This is a genomic window from Maribacter sp. 1_2014MBL_MicDiv (assembly GCF_001865655.1).
In the GTDB taxonomy this organism is placed as follows: Bacteria; Bacteroidota; Bacteroidia; order Flavobacteriales; family Flavobacteriaceae; genus Maribacter; species Maribacter dokdonensis.
Map to the genome: position 1 here is coordinate 3,665,222 of NZ_CP011318.1, position 19,827 is coordinate 3,685,048.

15 protein-coding genes are annotated in these 19,827 nt (G+C 34.9%); 8 read left to right on the plus strand and 7 right to left on the minus strand.

The genetic code is table 11. The features are described 5' to 3' along the window. Positions 1 to 64: 64 nt before the first annotated feature. Complete coding sequence (locus tag YQ22_RS15350; RefSeq protein WP_071341886.1) at positions 65 to 517, minus strand: thioredoxin family protein; 453 nt, start codon at positions 515 to 517, stop codon at positions 65 to 67. 43 nt (positions 518 to 560) lie between these two features. Then, positions 561 to 887: a YbaB/EbfC family nucleoid-associated protein gene (locus tag YQ22_RS15355; protein WP_071341887.1), complete on the minus strand. Its 327-nt coding sequence runs from the start codon at positions 885 to 887 to the stop codon at positions 561 to 563. A 127-nt stretch (positions 888 to 1,014) separates the two neighbouring features. Between YQ22_RS15355 and YQ22_RS15360 the strand changes: the two genes are divergently transcribed. From YQ22_RS15360 to YQ22_RS15370, 3 genes are all read left to right on the plus strand, one after another. Then, on the plus strand, positions 1,015 to 3,072 hold the full coding sequence (locus YQ22_RS15360; RefSeq protein WP_071341888.1) for a S9 family peptidase: 2,058 nt from the start codon (positions 1,015 to 1,017) through the stop codon (positions 3,070 to 3,072). Positions 3,073 to 3,152: 80 nt separating this feature from the next. Beyond that, positions 3,153 to 4,193: a PLP-dependent cysteine synthase family protein gene (locus YQ22_RS15365; RefSeq protein WP_058103194.1), complete on the plus strand. Its 1,041-nt coding sequence runs from the start codon at positions 3,153 to 3,155 to the stop codon at positions 4,191 to 4,193. Between the two features lie 118 nt (positions 4,194 to 4,311). Next, on the plus strand, positions 4,312 to 5,571 hold the full coding sequence (locus YQ22_RS15370) for an aminotransferase class I/II-fold pyridoxal phosphate-dependent enzyme (RefSeq protein ID WP_071341889.1): 1,260 nt from the start codon (positions 4,312 to 4,314) through the stop codon (positions 5,569 to 5,571). 62 nt (positions 5,572 to 5,633) lie between these two features. Here YQ22_RS15370 and YQ22_RS15375 read toward each other — a convergent pair whose 3' ends face one another. Further along, a complete protein-coding gene (locus YQ22_RS15375) occupies positions 5,634 to 6,755 on the minus strand; it encodes a GTP cyclohydrolase (RefSeq protein WP_071341890.1) in 1,122 nt (373 codons plus the stop codon). A gap of 88 nt (positions 6,756 to 6,843) precedes the next feature. Continuing rightward, positions 6,844 to 7,935: a transporter gene (locus tag YQ22_RS15380; RefSeq protein ID WP_071341891.1), complete on the minus strand. Its 1,092-nt coding sequence runs from the start codon at positions 7,933 to 7,935 to the stop codon at positions 6,844 to 6,846. An 86-nt stretch (positions 7,936 to 8,021) separates the two neighbouring features. Here YQ22_RS15380 and YQ22_RS15385 point away from each other — a divergent pair, with 86 nt between their 5' ends. The 4 genes from YQ22_RS15385 to YQ22_RS15400 are packed head-to-tail and all read left to right on the plus strand — an operon-like array spanning position 8,022 to position 13,467. Continuing rightward, complete coding sequence (locus YQ22_RS15385) at positions 8,022 to 8,276, plus strand: DUF4834 family protein (RefSeq protein WP_058103190.1); 255 nt, start codon at positions 8,022 to 8,024, stop codon at positions 8,274 to 8,276. A 30-nt stretch (positions 8,277 to 8,306) separates the two neighbouring features. Continuing rightward, positions 8,307 to 10,742 carry a YfhO family protein gene (locus YQ22_RS15390; protein ID WP_071341892.1) on the plus strand — a complete coding sequence of 812 codons (2,436 nt, stop codon included), beginning with the start codon at positions 8,307 to 8,309 and terminating at the stop codon, positions 10,740 to 10,742. Further along, entirely contained in the window at positions 10,742 to 12,013 is a 1,272-nt protein-coding gene (locus YQ22_RS15395; protein ID WP_071341893.1) for a glycosyltransferase family 4 protein, read from the plus strand. The genes YQ22_RS15390 and YQ22_RS15395 overlap by 1 nt, the downstream gene beginning before the upstream one ends. After that, positions 12,013 to 13,467 (plus strand): oligosaccharide flippase family protein, encoded by a 1,455-nt coding sequence (locus YQ22_RS15400; RefSeq protein WP_071341894.1) that lies wholly within the window; start codon positions 12,013 to 12,015, stop codon positions 13,465 to 13,467. The genes YQ22_RS15395 and YQ22_RS15400 overlap by 1 nt, the downstream gene beginning before the upstream one ends. Here YQ22_RS15400 and YQ22_RS15405 read toward each other — a convergent pair whose 3' ends face one another. Further along, positions 13,468 to 14,505 carry an AI-2E family transporter gene (locus YQ22_RS15405; protein WP_071341895.1) on the minus strand — a complete coding sequence of 346 codons (1,038 nt, stop codon included), beginning with the start codon at positions 14,503 to 14,505 and terminating at the stop codon, positions 13,468 to 13,470. Between the two features lie 139 nt (positions 14,506 to 14,644). Between YQ22_RS15405 and YQ22_RS15410 the strand changes: the two genes are divergently transcribed. Beyond that, positions 14,645 to 15,517, plus strand: a complete 873-nt coding sequence (locus YQ22_RS15410) for an RluA family pseudouridine synthase (RefSeq protein WP_071341896.1) — start codon at positions 14,645 to 14,647, stop codon at positions 15,515 to 15,517. A 63-nt stretch (positions 15,518 to 15,580) separates the two neighbouring features. On the opposite strand, the gene YQ22_RS15415 is transcribed toward YQ22_RS15410, so the two are convergent. Both YQ22_RS15415 and uvrA read right to left on the minus strand, forming a co-directional pair. Continuing rightward, on the minus strand, positions 15,581 to 16,783 hold the full coding sequence (locus tag YQ22_RS15415; protein ID WP_071341897.1) for a hypothetical protein: 1,203 nt from the start codon (positions 16,781 to 16,783) through the stop codon (positions 15,581 to 15,583). Between the two features lie 163 nt (positions 16,784 to 16,946). Beyond that, entirely contained in the window at positions 16,947 to 19,727 is a 2,781-nt protein-coding gene (gene uvrA, locus YQ22_RS15420; protein WP_071341898.1) for an excinuclease ABC subunit UvrA, read from the minus strand. Between the last annotated feature and the right edge of the window lie 100 nt (positions 19,728 to 19,827).

Below are 19,827 nucleotides of genomic sequence, written 5' to 3' on the forward strand. Positions count from 1 at the left end.
TTGATGTATAACAAAAATGGCTCATGTATTTACATGAGCCATTTTTTATGAAATAAAATTTATCTTACTTATTTTTTTCTAAAAGTTTAAGATGAGAATCAACTACGCCGTTCATGCTATAACCAGAAAGAGCGTCTAATTCTTTTCCTTTGTAATCTATTACTTTAAATAATGGAAATACCTTCTTTTTGTTGAGTTTTGTTAGTAGCTCTTTGTTGTGCGCCAATTGTTTTTCAGTTAACAAATCCTTATTTCTTGGAACATCAATATAGAGTAGTATATAGTTGCTTGACAGTTCTTGAAACTCAACGGTGTCGAACAAATCGGTTTTCAACATTTTGCATGGAGGACACCAATCGCTACCTGTGAAATAAACGAGTACATTTTTTTTCTGCTTTTTGGCTTTTGAAATAGCCGTATCATAATTAGTAAGCCATTTAGAATCATTTGCTTTTTTAATATCCATTTGGGCGGTGGCCAAAAACGGAATCATTAATAATAAAAAAAGATACTTCATGAATTTATATTTTTTAATGTCAATTGCAAATAACCTGCCAATATTACTTAAATAACGAATCCATACCAGGAATATTGGGCATACCGTCTTTAGCAACAGCAGCTAATTCAGTTTCATTTACGTTAGTAGCGTTTTGTATGGCCTTGTTCAATGTTAGTATCAAATAATCTTCTAATTGCTCTTTGTCCTGTAAAAGACTGTCATCTATTACTATGGACTTAACTTCTCTATTTGCGGTTATGGTCACCGAAACCAAGCCATCACTTGACTTTTCTTCAAGGGTAACCGTATTCAATCTTTTTTTGGTCTCTTCAACTTTTTTTTGGGTTTCTTTGAGTTTTCCCATCATACCCATCATATCTCCGAACATAGTTTGTGTTTTTAATTTTAGATGTCAAAAATACTAAAAATAGGTGCATTTCAGTTTTTGCGTATAATAAAACGGGGGTCTACGAATTAGTCTTATTTTTGCCGTCTTATTTTATAATGTAGTAGGTATGAATATTAAACATCCGCCGCAGGCGCAAAAAGTTCCTAAAGAATTAATTATTCATGATGATGTAAGGGTAGATAATTATTATTGGTTAAATGATAAGGAAAACAAAGAGGTTATTACTTATCTAGAAGCTGAGAATGCATATTATGATGCTGTAACTGCGCATACCAAAGATTTTCAAGAACAGTTGTTTCAAGAAATGAAAGGTAGAATTAAGGAAGATGATTCTTCTGTTCCCTATAAATTAAATGATTATTGGTACAGTACTCGCTACATAATAGGTGGTGAATATCCATTGTACTCAAGATTTAAGAACGATTTAAGTGCCAATGAAGAAATTATGTTCAACGGTAATGAAATGGCCAAGGGACATGATTACTTTAATCTTGGAGGTATTGCTATCAGTCCTAATAATAAATTGGCTGCGTTTGGTGTAGATACGGTGTCTAGAAGACAATATACCTTACAGGTCAAAAACTTGGAAACTGGTGAGGTTTTAGAAGATAAAATTGAAAATACAACAGGTGGTGGTGTATGGGCAAATGACAATGAAACTTTGTTTTATACCCGAAAAGACCCGGTAACACTTAGATCGGATAAAATTTATAAGCATAAGCTAGGCACTCCTGCCTCCGAAGATGTTTTGGTTTTTCATGAGCAAGATGATACGTTCAGTACATTCATATACCGAACCAAGTCGAAGAAATATTTGGTTATAGGTTCTTTTAGTACCTTAACGTCTGAATTTCAAATTCTCTCTACAGATACTCCTGATGGTGATTTTAAAGTGTTTTCACCCAGGGAAAGAGGTTTGGAGTATACTATTTTTCATTATGAGGATAGCTTTTACATACTTACCAATAAAGATATGGCCGAGAATTTTAAATTAATGCGTACTTCTGAAAACCAAACGTATTCAGAACATTGGCAAGAGTTTATTCCTCATCGAGCAGAGGTTCTTTTAGAAGACGTAGATATTTTTAAAGAATACTATGTACTCTCTGAGCGTGAAAACGGACTGAACAAAATTAGAATTGTTAGGTGGGATGGTACAAATGAGTATTATTTACCATTTGAAAGTGAAACATACACGGCATATGTAGGTAACAATCCTGATTTTGATACCGAAATACTCAGGTATTCTTATAATTCCATGTCTACACCTAGTTCTGTGATGGATTTTAACATGCGAACTAAGGAAAAGGAGGTGAAAAAGGAGCAATCCGTTTTAGGAGGAACTTTTGAAAAAGAAAATTATAGAGAAGTTCGTTTATGGGCAACGGCTAGAGATGGGGAGAAAATACCTATGTCCGTTGTTCATAGAAAGGATACTGTTTTAAATGAGGATACACCAATTTTACAATATGCATACGGTTCTTATGGTTCAACAATTGATCCTTACTTTTCTACGGTAAGGTTAAGTTTGTTAGATCGTGGTTTTGTATTTGTAATAGCTCATATTAGGGGTGGGGAGTACCTTGGTAGAAGATGGTATGAGACCGGTAAATTATTGCAGAAGAAAAACACTTTTACTGATTTTATTGATTGTTCAAAATTTTTAATCGAACAAAAAATGACCAGTGCAAAGCATTTATATGCAATGGGCGGTTCTGCCGGTGGTTTATTAATGGGGGCAATTATAAATATGCAACCTGACATTTATAATGGTGTTATTGCTGCTGTACCGTTTGTTGATGTGGTAACAACAATGTTAGATGATTCTATTCCGCTAACCACAGGTGAGTATGATGAATGGGGTAACCCAAATGAAAAGGTATTTTATCATTATATGAAATCTTATTCGCCTTATGATAACGTGGTGGCTCAAAAGTATCCTAACATGTTGGTCACTACTGGTCTGCATGATTCTCAAGTGCAGTATTTTGAGCCGGCCAAATGGGTTGCCAAGTTAAGAGAGTTGAAGAAAGATGATAATCAACTTCTGTTAAATACTAATATGGATGCTGGTCATGGTGGTGCTTCTGGTAGATTTGAGTCGTTAAGAGAAGTTGCCAAAGAATATGCATTTCTTCTTGATTTGGAAGGAAAAATCACATAGTGGAAAAAAAATGGTAGCTTTGCGTCAGAAATTTCAAGAAATTTCTTTTTATAAAATAACTAAACATTGATATCCCCCTTATGAAAAATGAGATCAGGGCTTACAACAATATTTTAGAACTAGTAGGTAATACACCTTTAGTTAAGTTAAATAGAATTGCAGAAAATCTTACCGGTAACTTTTACGCTAAGGTAGAAGCTTTTAATCCGGGTCACTCTTCTAAAGATAGAATTGCGATTCATATTATAGAGCAGGCTGAAAAGGCAGGTATTCTAACCGAAGGTAGTACTGTAATAGAAACAACTTCGGGAAACACTGGCTTTAGTATTGCAATGGCAAGTATCATTAAAGGATATGATTGTATACTGGCGGTTAGTTCCAAGTCATCACCGGACAAAATAGATATGTTGCGCTCTATGGGTGCCAAGGTATATGTTTGTCCCGCACATGTAAGTGCAGATGATCCAAGGTCATATTATGAAGTTGCTAAAAGGTTGCATAAAGAAACAAAAGGTTCTATATACATCAACCAGTATTTCAATCAACTGAATATGGAAGCCCATTATAAATCTACAGGTCCAGAGATCTGGGAGCAAACAGGTGGGCAAATTACGCACTTGATCGCATGTAGTGGTACAGGTGGTACAATATCAGGAACGGCTCGTTTTTTAAAAGAGCAAAACCCCAATATTAAAGTTATTGGTGTTGATGCTTATGGATCGGTATTAAAAAAGTATCATGAAACAGGAGAATTGGATACCAATGAAATCTATCCTTATAGAATAGAAGGTCTAGGTAAAAATTTAATTCCTGGTGCTACTGATTTTAGTACTATTGATGAGTTTGTAAAGGTTACGGATGCGGAAAGTGCACACACTGCTAGAGAGATATCAAGAACAGAAGGGATTTTTGTTGGGTATACCAGTGGGGCGGTAATGCAGGCCATTAAGCAATTGGACGAATTAAATACATTTGACAAGAATAGTAATGTTGTTTGTATATTTCCTGATCATGGTTCTAGATACATGAGCAAAATTTATAGTGATCAGTGGATGGAGGATCAAGGTTTCTTGAATACGAATACTGTAGAGGAGACGCAAGAAATACAATACGTTAAGTAAAAATAAATAGATATAATTTTATAAAAAAGTGGGTTTATAGCCCACTTTTTTGCGTAGTAAATAATTTATGAATCTTTATCAAAATTTTTTACTTTTGCAGACAGATCCAAATTAAACAATGAAAGACTTATTTGATAGAATTTTAGCTAATAAAGGCCCTTTAGGTAAATGGGCTTCACAAGCAGAGGGATACTTTGTTTTCCCTAAATTGGAAGGTCCTATTTCTAATAGAATGAAATTTCAAGGTAAAGATGTTATTACCTGGAGTATCAATGATTATTTAGGCTTAGCGAATCTTCCGGAGATTAAGAAGGTTGATGGTGAGGCTGCAGCTGAATATGGTTCTGCATACCCAATGGGTGCAAGAATGATGAGTGGTCATACAGAGTTTCATGAGCAATTGGAGCAAGAATGTGCTGCTTTCGTTCAAAAGGAAGCTTCTTACTTGCTGAATTTCGGGTATCAAGGTTTTATGTCTGTAATAGACGCCCTTGTTACAAAAGATGATATTGTAGTTTATGACGTTGATTGTCATGCTTGTATAATTGACGGTGTACGTTTACACATGGGTAAGCGTTTTACCTTTGTTCACAATAATGCGGAGAGTCTAGAAAAGAATTTAGAACGTGCAACCAAATTGGCCGAACAAACCGGTGGAGGTATCTTGGTTATATCTGAAGGCGTTTTTGGTATGCGTGGTGAGCAAGGTATCTTAAAAGAAATCGTAGCCTTAAAAGAAAAATTCAAGTTTAGGTTATTGGTAGATGATGCACATGGCTTTGGTACTTTAGGTGAAACCGGTGCAGGTGCAGGTCAAGAACAAGGTGTACAAGACGGTATTGATGTTTATCTTGCCACTTTTGCAAAGTCAATGGCAAGTATTGGTGCATTTGTTGCTGCCGATCAAGAAATTATTGATTATTTAAAATATAACCTACGTTCGCAAATGTTCGCTAAATCATTACCAATGGTTTATGTGAAAGGAGCACTAAAACGTTTAGAAATGTTGCGTACCCAGCCAGAGCTGAAAGCTAAACTTTGGGAAAACGTGAATGCGTTACAAAACGGGTTAAAAGAAAAAGGGTTTGATATAGGTACAACTACTAGTTGTGTTACTCCTGTTTATCTAAATGGAAGTATTCCAGAGGCAATGGCTTTAGTGAAGGATTTACGTGAAAATCATGGTATTTTCTGTTCTATTGTTGTGTATCCGGTAATACCTAAAGGTCTTATACTTTTACGTTTAATACCTACCGCTACCCACACCTTACAAGATGTTGAAGAAACATTGGAAGCTTTCTCTTCTATAAGAGAGCGCTTGCAGAATGGTACATATAAAAGATTATCTGCTGCAGTTGCCGCAGCAATGGGAGAATAATCTACAACAGTCGTATATAAAAAGGTCCGAAATCAAATTTGATTTCGGACCTTTTTCTTGTTTTAAGAAAGTGATTTTCTATACGTTCTTCTTCGTTTATAGATTACCGGGTCAAAATGTTTCCACATTTGCTTTATTGCAATGTTCTCCTCTAATTCTGGAGTGCGGTAGCACATGTCAATGCCTTTTTCTTTGAATGTTTTGTAGTACTCGTTGAAAATTACTGCAGTAACTCCTTTGTTTTGGTATTCTGGTCGTATTCCTATTAAATAGAAAATAACATCCTTACTGTTTTTCTTGGCCTTCAACAAGTGGTATAATCCAAACGGAAACAACTTACCTTTAGCTTTCTGCAGTGCTTCTGAAAATGATGGCATTACAATGGCAAAGGCGATGAGTTTATCCTCTTTATCTTTAATGAATTTTATGTACTCTGGGTTAATAAAGCTTATATATTTCTTTTTGAAATAAGCCTTTTGTATTTCTGTTATGGGAACAAAAGAAGAAAGGTTGGCATAGGTTTCATTAAATAGATCAAACATTTCATCTGCTAAGGGCATAATCTCTTTAGTCTTTGTGAAATTAACCTCTTTAAGACCGTACCTTCTTTTAACTAGGTCGTTCAATTTGGTAAAGAGTGCTGGATCTGCATTACCTGCAGGAAATTTATTTTCCATGTATTCCTTTTCCTTTATAAAGCCAAGACTCTCATAATGGTCTTTGTAATAAGGATGGTTATACCAAGTTATCATGGTGCCAATATGATCAAACCCTTCTATAAGTACTCCAACTTTATCTAAGTTTGAAAAACCTACAGGACCTTCCATAAATTCCAATTGGTGCTGATTACCAATTTCTGCTACCTTGTCTAAAAGTGCTTTAGATACATTTTGATCATCTATAAAATCGAACCAACCAAAACGCATTTTTTTTACATTTTGTTGGTCAACTTCTAGGTGATTGACAATAGCGGCTACACGACCAACTATTCTATCACCGTCCATTGCAAGGAAGAACCATGCCTCTGCATCTTTAAAAACAGGATTTTTTTCTTTATCAAAACTTTCAAGTTCGTCATTTATAATGGGGGGTACCCAATATTTGTTGTTTTTGTATAACGAAAAAGGAAAGGTTACAAAACGTTTTAAATCTTGCTTTGATTTGGCTTCATGTATCGTAATCATTGGACTTCTTTAGAAGTGCCAATATTAGTGATATTAATCTACATTATAAAGGGGTACGTAATGAAATATTGAAGAGTAGAATGTAGTGTTAAAAGTCGATCTCGCTACTTTCTTTCTTTTTCTTCTTTTCCGCTTTCTTAAGTTTTTTGAGCTGTTTTTTAGAAGGCCCAAGGTTTACGTCTTCTGCACCGCTACCTTTATTTTTCTTATCCTTCTTTATCTTTTTCTTTTTCATGGCTTTTTTGTCAATGGCACCACCATTTTGATCCGCTTCTTGATCTTCAATTGGTTTTAAGCTGTCTTTATGGAAATCCATTCTGTAAGAACCACCAATTCCAAAAAATATACGTGTAGGTGTATTTTTTAGACTAGCTCCCATATTAAAATCGAACTGCAGGTTTTCTTTTAATAAATGGGCAATACCTCCACGTATCAATAAATCTGAGTACCGATCGCTATCAATGCCTTGGTGTTCTACAAAAACACTCCATTTTGGGTTTCTAAATGCATGGGATAATGATATGGTATAGCTGAGCTCAGGGTCATCTGTGCTTATACGGTCATATGCGGTGTTGGTAATTAATACGAACCTTGGAGTCAAGCGACTTTGGGTAGCTATCATACCACGATAAGAAATGGTTGGTTCACCTATATAAAAAGGATTATCGCCTAAAACAAAATTTGCTCCACCGTATAAAGAAACTGCGGGCAGTAAATTCTTAAATTGAAATTTATGATTGGCTCTCCAGCTATAAAGGTTGGGTTTGTTGGCTTCAGGATTTTTAAATGGGTCATAGATCAAGTATTTTAAACCTAATCTATTTCTAGAAAAATCTCTTCGCTTGCCCTCTAGGTCAAAATTCAAAAATGTTATCTTTTGATCTTGAAAAGTACCTTCGTAATTAAGTTCTAATCTTTCGAATAACAAACCATATCGTAATGAAACATCGGTTCCCCAAATATTCGATTCTGTATTTAGAATGGTGTGGTCTCTTTGTTCATAGAATAATCCCATTTCTGCCTGTACCACATTTTTGCCAACCGCGTAAGCGCTCACAGAAACTCCAGGTCTATTAGAATTTATTACATCTGTATATTGAGAAATACCTATTAACGGTATTAGAAATAATAAAGCGAATACGTATTGATATGATTTAGAGTAGGCAAAAAGACTATTCATGAACACGATTTTATATATATTTTAATAATATGATTCTACATATACAACGTGATAATTGTATTTTTGATATATATAAGCAGTAATAAATGGCTTTTTTAAAAACTATATTAATTATTCTTTTGGTCTATTACCTTCTAAAAATATTAGCAAGGTTATTTGCGCCAAAAATTTTGAATTACGCAGCAAAGAAAACTGAATCTCATTTCAGACAAGCTTTTGATAATCAACGTCCATTTAATGAACAAGAAGATGAGAGTGTAATTATCAATAAAAAAACCACTAGAAAAAAGAAGGATTCAGAAAAAGTAGGTGAATACATTGATTTTGAAGAGCTAGACTAGTTATCTTTGCTTAAACACTACTTTTAGCAAATGAAGCAAGGCTTAAAATTCTTTTTCATCAATTTTTTTGTTGTCGTATTTTTCATCATCGCCGCCTTGGCTTATTTTAGTCCGGTTCTGCAGGGTAAGGTTATGTACCAGCATGATATTGCTCAATATACCGGTATGGCCAAAGAGCAGAACGATTTTAGAAAAGCTACAGATCAAGAACCGTATTGGACCAATAGCGCTTTTGGGGGCATGCCAACGTACCAATTAGGAGCAAATTACCCACATAATTACATTAAAAAATTAGACCGTTTAATTCGGTTTTTACCAAGACCGGCAGATTATCTATTTCTATATTTCATAGGTTTTTATATTCTACTGTGTTGTTTAAAAGTGGATTTTAAGTTAGCTGTAATTGGTGCACTTGCCTTTGGTTTCTCTACCTATTTAATAATAATTTTAGGTGCCGGACATAATGCTAAGGCTCATGCCATGGCATATCTACCTATGCTTTTAGGTGGTATTGTATTGGTTTTTAGAAAAAAATATCTGTGGGGCTTTGTTTTAACCGCTTTGGCCATGGCTTTGGAAATTACGGCCAACCACTACCAAATGACCTATTACTTTATGTTACTTGTATTGGTTTTGGGTGTGGTCTATTTGATATATGCCATTAAGGATAAAAAATTGAAGCAATTTTTTACATCGGTAGGTATATTGTTGATAGCCGTAACTTTAGGTATTGCTGCCAATGCTACAGGGTTAATGGCTACTAAAGAATATGCTGATTGGAGTACGCGAGGTAAAAGTGAATTAACGATCAACCCAGATGGTTCACCTAAAGAAGACACTGGCGGATTAAGCAAAGCTTATATTACTAACTGGAGTTACGGTATTGCTGAATCGTTGAATTTATTTGTTCCTAGACTTTTTGGTGGCGCAAGTCAAGAAAACTTAGGTGAGAATTCAAAATCGTACAATTACCTAATTGATAAAGGTTTGGCTAGATCCAGTGCCTTGGATTTTGTTAGTGGTCTACCACTGTATTGGGGAGAACAACCAGGTACTTCAGGACCGGCTTATTTAGGTGCGGTGATATTCTTTCTATTTGTTTTAGGGTTGTTTTTGGTAAAAGGCAAGCATAAATGGTGGCTACTGTTTGGCTCATTGTTGTCATTAATACTTTCATGGGGAAAGAATTTTAGTGTATTGACAGATTTTATGATAGATTACTTTCCGCTATACGATAAGTTTAGGGCGGTGTCTTCCATTCAAGTTATATTAGAGCTATGCGTACCTGTTTTGGCAATATTGGCATTGAAAAAGCTATTTAAGGATAAGGTGCCACATGCCGATAAGATCAAATCTTTGACCTTAGCTACAGCTACAATCCTAGGGCTTGGGGTTGTGTTATTTTTATTTAAAGGAGCTTTTCAATTTGTGGGTGCTGCCGATGATAATTTGAGAATGACAGGGTTAGAGGAGCTTCCGGAAATGCTTCGTTTAGATCGTAAAAGTGTTTATACAAGTGATCTATTGCGTTCTTTAGGGTTTGCTTTGGCAACCGCTATATTGATCTGGTTGTATTTGAAAGAGAAATTGAAAATGAATTTCTTGATTATCGCTGTTGGTGTTTTAGTGGTGGTAGATTTGGTTGGGGTTGATTTACGTTATGTGAACAATGACAATTTTGTGTCTAAGCGTAAAATGCTTGAGCCATTTCAAGAAACTACTGCCGATAAAATTATTGCTAAAGATGATAATGTTTTTCGCGTATTTGATCAAACCGACGGATTTGACTCTGCTAAAACGGCTTATTTTCATCAAAGTATAACGGGGTATCATGCCGCAAAACCGGCCGGTATGCAAGATTTGTTTAATTTCCACGTCTATAACGGTAATCTGTCTGTCTTGAATATGATGAACATTAAGTATGTTATAAGGCAAGATCAAGAAGGAAATACCTTTCCAATTGAAAACCCTAATGCCAACGGTAATGCTTGGTTTATTTCTAAACTGAATGCGGTCAATAATGCCAATGAGGAAATAATGGCACTTGATAGTTTAGATACTAAAAATATAGCCGTATTTAACGCTACTTCATTTGTAAATGTTAAGCCAATGGAATATCAAGTGGATTCTACGGCATCTATTGAGTTAATAGATTATGAACCCAATCACCTAATATATAATTCTAAAAACAGCAATGAAGGTGTAGCTGTTTTTTCTGAAATGTATTACAAAAATGGTTGGAATGCTTATATAGACGGAAAACAAAGTGATTATTTCAAAGTTGATTATGTATTAAGAGCACTTTCTGTACCTTCTGGGGAGCATAAAATAGAGTTCAGATTTGAACCAGAGGTTGTAGCTACGGGTAGTAAAATTACTTTGGCAAGTACTATTTTATTGGGACTGGTAATTGTAGGTGGTTTAGGTTTTTCTTTTTGGAGGTCTAAAAAAGAAGAGGAATCATAATGAGAAAAGTGCTGGTCATTACGTACTATTGGCCACCTGCTGGCGGACCAGGAGTGCAACGTTGGCTAAAGTTTGTGAAATACCTTAGAGATTTTGGTATTGAGCCGGTACTATATATTCCTGAGAATCCTCATTACCCCATGTTAGATGATACTTTTTCTCAAGATGTACCCACTGATATAAAAATCTATAAGCATAAAATTAAAGAGCCTTATCGCATTGCTTCACTCTTTTCAAGTAAAAAAACGAAGCGTATTAGCTCTGGAATCATACAGACGAAAAACCAATCTTTTATAGAGAAGGTTCTTTTGTGGGTTCGCGGAAACCTTTTTATACCCGATGCAAGAAAGTTTTGGATAAAACCATCTGTAAACTTCCTAAGAGATGTGTTGGCTAAAGAGGGTATTGAGACTATAATAACTACTGGTCCTCCACACAGTGTGCATTTAATTGGCTATTATTTAAAACAAGGGAAACCTGTACATTGGGTAGCGGACTTTCGCGATCCGTGGACAACTATTGGCTATCATAAGAAATTGAAATTAACCAAATCGGCAGAAAAGAAACATAAACTATTAGAAGCTAAAGTTCTTCATACGGCAGACAAAATTATAGTTACGAGCAGTACTACAAAAAAGGAATTTAAAAACATTACAGGTAAACCAATAAAGGTTATTACCAATGGATTTGATGGCGAGTTGCTGACTGATGAAGGGTTAGATTCAAAATTTACCATTTCACATATAGGGTCATTATTAAGCGGTAGAAATCCCGTGAAATTTTGGTCGGTTTTGGCACAAATGGTAGATGAATTTCCTGCATTTAAAGAGGCATTAAGACTACAGTTTATAGGTGTTGTCAGTGATGAAATACTATCAACTATAAAAGAAGTAGGGTTACAGGACTTTATTGAAGTTATTGGATATGTTTCTCACCAAGAAGCTTTGGTATATCAACGAAAATCTCAAGTATTATTACTGGTAGAAATAGATTCTCAGGAAACCATTGGAATTATACCGGGTAAACTGTTTGAATATATGGCGGCCAAGCGACCAATTTTAGGAATTGGACCTAAGAATTGGGACGTAGAAAGTATTGTTGAAGAAACTAAAACGGGCTATATATTTGAACATTCTGATGATATTGAACTGAAAAATGTAATTTTAAGATGGTTTGAAAATTATCAGAAGGGGCAATTAAATATTATTGCGGACAATATTGAGCAATTTAGCAGAAGGGAGCTCACCAGAAAATTGGCTGAATACATCTAATGGGTATCGTACTAAAACAATCTTTAAATAATACAATTGTTACCTACATAGGTTTTGCGATAGGAGCTGCCAATACCTTGTTTTTGTACACCAATTTTATGCAACCAAGTAATTACGGTTTAATACAGGTTATTTTGTCCGTGTCTTCAGTTTTAATGCCCATTTTAGCATTTGGTGTTCCCAATAGTTTAGTCAAATTTTATTCAAGTTTTAAGGATCAAAAGAATCAAGATTCATTTTTGACTTTAATGCTGATTTTGCCTTTGTTCTTGATTATACCGGTGGCAGTGGCTAGCTATGCCGCTAATGATATGATAGGAAATTTGCTTTCTAGACAAAATGATGTGGTTAGGGAGTATGTGTGGCATATTTTTTTGGTAGGTATGGCAATGTCATACTTTGAAGTCTTTTATGCATGGGCGCGAATTCAAATGAAATCGATGTTCGGCAATTTCATGAAAGAGATTTTTTGTAGGGTAGGGCAAACCGTATTACTACTGCTATTGTATTTTAAGTTGATAGATATATCATTTTTTATTAATGCTTTGGTAGGCTTCTATATTGCGAGAACATTAATAATGAAATTGTATTCTTACAGCTTACGTTCTCCTAAATTAGATTTTCATTTTCCGAACAATTGGAGAAATATTGTAAAATATAGTGCTTTAATAATTTTAGGAGGTTCTACTGCTATTGTATTGATGGAGGTAGATAAGGTTATGTTGAATAATTTTTTGGAGCTTGAAAATGTGGCTTTTTATGCTGTAGCTGGTTTTATTGCATCAACCATTGCGGTGCCCTCAAAAGCAATGCATCAAATTACATATCCGTTAACGGCAAATTATCTAAATAGTAGGGATATACCGGCTCTTACGCAATTATACCAAAAAAGCTCGTTAACACTGTTTATAGTCTCCGGCATACTTTTTTTATTGATTTTATTGAATCTTAATGAGCTTTATGAATTATTGCCGAATAAATATGCTGGCGGTTTTATGATCGTATTTTGGGTTGGTTTGGCAAAGGTGTATGATGCGCTTTTAGGGAACAACAATGCCATACTTTTTAATTCAGATTACTACCGGTCTATTTTGTTTTTTGGCGTATTGTTAGCGGTTTTGGCTATTATTTTTAATCTCTGGTTGATTCCGAACTACGGTATTAACGGTGCTGCAATAGCTAGTTTTAGTGCCTTTTTTATTTATAATTCATTAAAATTGGGCTACGTAAAAGCAAAGTTTCAAATGCAACCTTTTACACATGAGACAATTAAAGTGTTGCTTTTACTGATTATTATAGCTGTGATTTTTTCAACATTTTCATTTTCTTTTCATCCGCTAGTCAATATTGCGTTGAAAGGTATTTTAATGATAGCGCTTTATGTAGGTGCTCTATATCGATTTAAAATATCGGAGGATGTGTATGCATTCTTGAATAAATATTTAAAGTTTTAATTACATCTTATTTTCGTTTTGTTTGCTCGATTTTTGAATACCGTATTGTTGTTTGTATATTTTTACAATAATCAAGAATAAGTTTATAATTAATGGACCAAAAATAAGTCCTACAAAACCAAAAAGAGGTATACCAATTAATACACCAATTAAGGTAATTAACGGGTGAGTACTATCTAATTGTTTTAAAACGAAAAGCCGAATAATATTATCGGTCATACCTACTACCAAAATACCATAAAGCAAAATTCCCCAGGCCTGAAAGTCTTCGCCGCTGGCAAGGCTCAGTACAAACACTGGAAATATTCCTATAAATGTTCCTATAAAAGGAATCATGGATCCAATAGTTACTATTACAAACCAAAATAAGGGGTTGTCTACACCAAAAATATAGAACCCGATAAGAGCGATAATTCCTTGAGCTAATGCAACCAGCGGTATGGCAATAGCATTGGAGCGTACCACACTATCAATCTCCTTTCCCAAGGTCATTAAATTTTTATTACTGAGGGGAATATATTCTAAAAGAGACTCTTTTAATTGTTTTGGACTCTTTAACATGTAATACAATAGAAATAGCAATATACCCAATGAAATAAACACATTGAAAGTGCCACTGGCAAAACCTTGCATATTGTCCGTTAACCAGCCAGATGCTTGTTTGGGGTCAATAGTAGATGAAATGTCATACTCTACATATTTCTCTACTTGAAAAAGTTGATCTTTAAACGCCTTGGTAACTTGTTCAGATTTGTCTGCCAAATTACTTAGTTCAGAGCTTAACATAAACCCTGCTGCGGTCAGCGGAACGAAGATTCCAATAAAGGATACTAAAATGAGTAGCATAGCTGCCCACATTCTTTTTATCCCTTTATTGATTAATTTGAGCATCCATTTTCTAAGCACTACATAAAGCGTAAGGGCTCCTAAAACTCCAGAAATATACGGAAGCATATATTTGATAATCAATCCGCCTAAAAAAATGATCAGCGACAATATGATAAGTTGTCTAAGAATCTTATGGTTGATTTTTTTCATTTCGGTTTTTGATGATGGATTGTTAACTGGGTGAAAATTAAACTTATATAAGTAGGAAGGTTAACTCACTTAAGTATTTTAGTAGTTCTAATGTATTTAAACGGATAACTGATCAAACAGAGTTAACTTTGGGCTTAAGATGATTTTGAAGCAGACGCATATTGTTCAAGAACTAACTGACCCAATTAGGTTGCAGGAATACGGAGTAGGGAAATTTCAACAGATTTCTACCAAATCCGCTTTAAAGAAAGCACTTAAAAAAAATCTGATTACGGTAGATGGGGTAGTGGGCAGTACGGCAACTTTTATTAAAGGTGGGGAAACTATAATATATCACGCCGCAGAGAAAGACAACAACACTAGATTGGTTCTTAATTTAAATGTTATTTACGAGGATGAGTATTTGGCGGTAATTAATAAGCCTGCAGGTATATTGGTTAGTGGTAACGGATTTAAAACCGTGGCTAATGCACTAGCTCAAAATCTTTCTCCAAGTACATTGTTTGATGCCGTAGGTCCAAAACCGGTTCATCGTTTAGATTATGCAACTACTGGATTGCTTCTTGTTGGGAAAACTAGTAGTGCAATTACCGCACTCAACAAATTATTTGAACATAAAAAAATTACTAAAACGTACTATGCCGTAACCATTGGTTCACAAATACCAGCTGGGGTTATTGATGATGCTATAGATGATAAACCTGCTAGTTCTAGTTTTAAGGTAGTAAAATCACTGAAGTCTGAACGTTTTTCATTTTTAAATCTGGTAAAGCTAAATCCGAGATCGGGGCGAAGGCATCAACTTAGAAAACATTTACTTTCTATTGGAAACCCCATTTTGGGCGATGCTACTTATTTTCTTGAAGGGTTGCAATTAAAGGGTAAAGGTCTGTACTTACATGCCGGCACCTTAGAATTTATTCATCCTTTTACCCAAGAGAAAATGAAGATAGTTACTAGTTTACCTAAAAAGTTTAGAAAACTATTTCCTGAGGAGGGATTTTTGCATTAAAAAAGCGCCGCAATGAATGAATTCATTACGGCGCTTTACAACTAACCAACCTAAAAACTTATTTTAATTTCTTCTACTACTTCTAGTTGCAGAACTTGTTCTAGAGCTTGAGCTTCTAGAAGGAGCTTTACTTACAGATCTTGAACTAGAATTTCTACTTACGGTACTTCTAGAAGGACTCTTGGTCGCTTTTCTTGTAACAGTGCTACGCTGTGTTCTAGTATTTGTAGCTGTTCTAGTATTTGAACTTCTGCTAACGGGTTTCTTGTACGTTGTAGAACTTCTTTTTACCGTAGTACTTTTTGGTGTACGTGTAACTTCTCTTTTTGTAACCGTTCTATTTGGCGTACTACGATTTACTGTAGTACTTCTTTTAACTGTTCCGTTATTAGAACTTCTAGTAACCGTTCTACTTTGTGTAGTTCTACCACTATTGTTATTACTACGTCTAACAGTAGTAGATCTATTGACCGTGGAGTTTCTATTGTTTCTTGAAGTATTGCTAGCGGCAACCGATCTACCGGTTCTCAATCCATTGTCTCTTTTAGCCACTGATCTGTTACTTCTGTATGTATTATTTCTTACTGCTACACGCTTATCGTTTCTATAAATTTTAGTTCTGTTATTTCTTACTTTATTATATCTATACTGCTTACCAATATTTACATAAGCCCTTCTGAAATTATTTCTATAAGGTCTGTAGTAAGAATATCTTATTGGTGTGTAATATCTTCTGTACGGACTATTGAATACCAAACTAAATCCTACTGCTGGTCTAACGAACCATCTATGGAAAGGACGGTACACATAGTTTCTGTTGTAAATATTGATATAACCGGTATGGTAATCATAAAAACCACGGTTGTTATAGTATACATACATACCACCTATACTACGTACTCTGTTGTTTCTGTAATTGATATTAACATCACCAATTTGATTAACACGACCATAATAGTCATAATAAATAGGCACATTTTCTACTTGAATTACAGCACCATAATCATCATATTGAGCAAATGGACTATAATCGTAACCTGAATTGAACGTTACTCCGTTTCTACTTCCTGTTACCTGGTTTTCAATATAAAAATCAAATTCACCATCTGGGTAAACAGAAAATGTAATTCCGTTTTCTATAAAAATAAATGAGTTGTCATATCTATAAGTATTGCTGTTTGCAACCTTATCTTCGCTAATACCTGAAGCGAAAACACCTGTGGTGCTAAAAATCATCGCTGTAAAAAGGAGTACTAAGTTCTTCATAATATAAGGTTTAAATCTGCCCCTTGGAGCAGTTGTTCTAAATGTAATTATTTACATTCCCTTAGTACATTACAAACAGCGTGCCAAAAATCAAAACCATTGATTATAGTATTGGTAATCAATGGTTTAAAATATATTTGAATACTTTATTTTTGGAGTAAATTTAATTTATTTTCTCTTTTAGGTAGTTCGCCGTGTACGATTTTTTGCTTTTTACAACCTCTTCTGGAGTACCTTCGGCTAATAATTGCCCACCATTTTCACCACCACCTGGACCAAGATCTATAATGTAGTCTGCACATTTAATTAAATCAATATTATGTTCTATGACTACTATAGAATGTCCTTTCTTAATAAGTGCGTTAAATGATTTCAATAGTTTTTGAATATCATGAAAATGTAATCCCGTAGTTGGCTCATCAAAAATGAAGAGCGCTTTTTCTTTGGTACTACCTTTAATCAAAAAAGAAGCTAATTTAATACGTTGTGCCTCTCCACCGGAAAGGGTAGATGAAGATTGCCCCAATGTTACATACCCCAAACCAACATCTTGTAAAGGTTTTAGTTTAGTGACTATTTTGGTTTGCTCTCCAATTTCAAAAAACTGGATAGCATCATCAATGGTCATATTAAGTACATCGTCTATATTCGCATTATTGAAAGTGACCTCAAGTACTTCTTTTTTAAATCGTTTACCACCACAGGTTTCACATTCTAAATGAACATCTGCCATAAACTGCATTTCTACGGTGATTTCACCTTCACCTTTACATTTTTCACATCTACCGCCATCGACATTGAATGAAAAATGCTTTGCTTGGTAATTTCTGATCTTGCTCAGTTTTTGGCCAGCGAACAAACTTCTAATATCATCATATGCCTTTATGTAAGTTACAGGATTAGAGCGTGAAGATCTCCCGATAGGATTTTGATCTACAAATTCTACATGTTTAATATGTTTGTACTTGCCCTCCACAGAAGTATGCTGACCTGCTTTTTCTCCATACCCCCCAGTTTCTTTAAGTACTATAGGATATAACAGTTTTTTGACCAAAGTACTTTTTCCACTACCGGATACACCTGTTACTACGGTTAACATATCTAAAGGAAAAGTAACATTAATGTTTTTAAGGTTGTTTTCACGAACACCGTTTATAGTAATATGGTTTTTTGAAGTTCTACGTTCTTTGGGAACTTTAATCTCCATTTTACCATTTAGATACTGGGCCGTGAGCGATTTTGACTTAAGTATTTCCTTAAGTGTACCTTGAGCCACTACTTCGCCGCCATGTGTACCGGCTTCTGGACCTATATCAATAACCACATCTGCGGCCTTCATGATATCTTCGTCATGTTCAACCACTATAACGGTATTGCCCAGATTACGTAACGATAGTAAAACCTCTATCAAATTTTCAGTATCTCTTGGGTGTAGTCCAATACTTGGCTCATCTAAAATATACATAGAACCTACCAAACTACTACCTAAAGAGGTTGCTAGATTTATACGCTGACTTTCTCCACCAGATAATGTATTGGATTTTCTGTTAATGGTTAGGTAATTTAAACCCACCTTATCCAAAAATCCTAACCGTGTGTTTATTTCAACTAAAAGTCTTGCTGCAATGGTTGCGTCACTTTCATTTAATTTAAGGTCGTTAAAGAAAAGAATCAGTTTTTCTATAGATAACCCTACCAATGAAGAAATGGAAGCTCCGCCAACTTTCACATAATCTGTCTCTGGACGTAACCTTTTGCCATTACAAACATTACATTTGGTTTTACCTCTATATCTTGAGAGCATTACCCTGTTCTGTATTTTATAGCTTTTCTCTTCTAACATCCCAAAGAACTTATGTAGTCCTATAAAATGTGCATTACCATCCCAAATCAATTGTTTTTGCTCTTCAGTAAGTTCAAACCAAGGTTTATGAATTGGAAAATCAAATTTATATGCTGAGTTGACCAACTGATCTCTATAAAAACTCATGCTATCTCCTCTCCATGGGAAAATCGCATTTTCGTAAATCGATAATGCCGTATTTGGTACAACCAGATCTTCATCTATACCGATAACATCTCCGTACCCTTCGCACTTTGGACAAGCACCGTAGGGATTATTAAAGCTAAAGAGATGAACATTCGGTTCAAGAAATGTAATACCATCTAATTCAAACTTATTACTGAAAAGTGTTTGTTTGCCATCTGCCAGTTCCTCGATCATACATTCGCCCTTACCTTCAAAAAAGGCAGTATCTACGGCATTTGCCAATCTATTGTAAAAATCTTCGTCGTCTTTGGTAATGATTCTGTCAATTACAAGATCAAACTTTTTGCCAATATCCTTGGGAGCTTGATCTATTCGCATTACACTGTTATTATATTTAATACGTGCGTAACCTTGTTTTGAAAATAATTCCAATGATTTTATGGCATCTCTATCTTCACGAATGGTAATAGGTGCTAAAAGTAAGAGCTTGGTACCTTCGGTGTAAGCTTTTACATGGTTAACAACATCTGTAACAGTATGTTTTTTTACTTCGTTACCAGAAACAGGGGAGTAGGTCTTACCAATACGCGCAAACAAAAGTTTTATGTAGTCATAAATTTCAGTGGTTGTACCAACGGTTGATCTAGGGTTGGTAGAATTCACTTTTTGCTCAATTGCAATAGCTGGGGCTATACCTTTAATGTAATCTACCTTAGGTTTATCCAATTTGCCCAAAAACTGTCGGGCATAGGATGATAAGCTTTCTACATAGCGTCTTTGACCTTCTGCGTACAAGGTGTCAAAAGCTAAACTAGACTTTCCAGAACCTGAAAGTCCTGTAATGACCACAAGTTTATTTCTAGGTATAACAACATCAATATCTTTTAGGTTGTGCAATTTAGCACCCTTGATTATAATGTTTTCTTTCGGATTTATTTCGGTAAGTGTAGGCATACAAATTTCTAAGAATACAAAGATACGCTTTGCCTTTTTTCTGAACTAAAAAATGCCGTTTATCTAAAAATGCAGTAAGAAATTTTCACATTTTTATAAG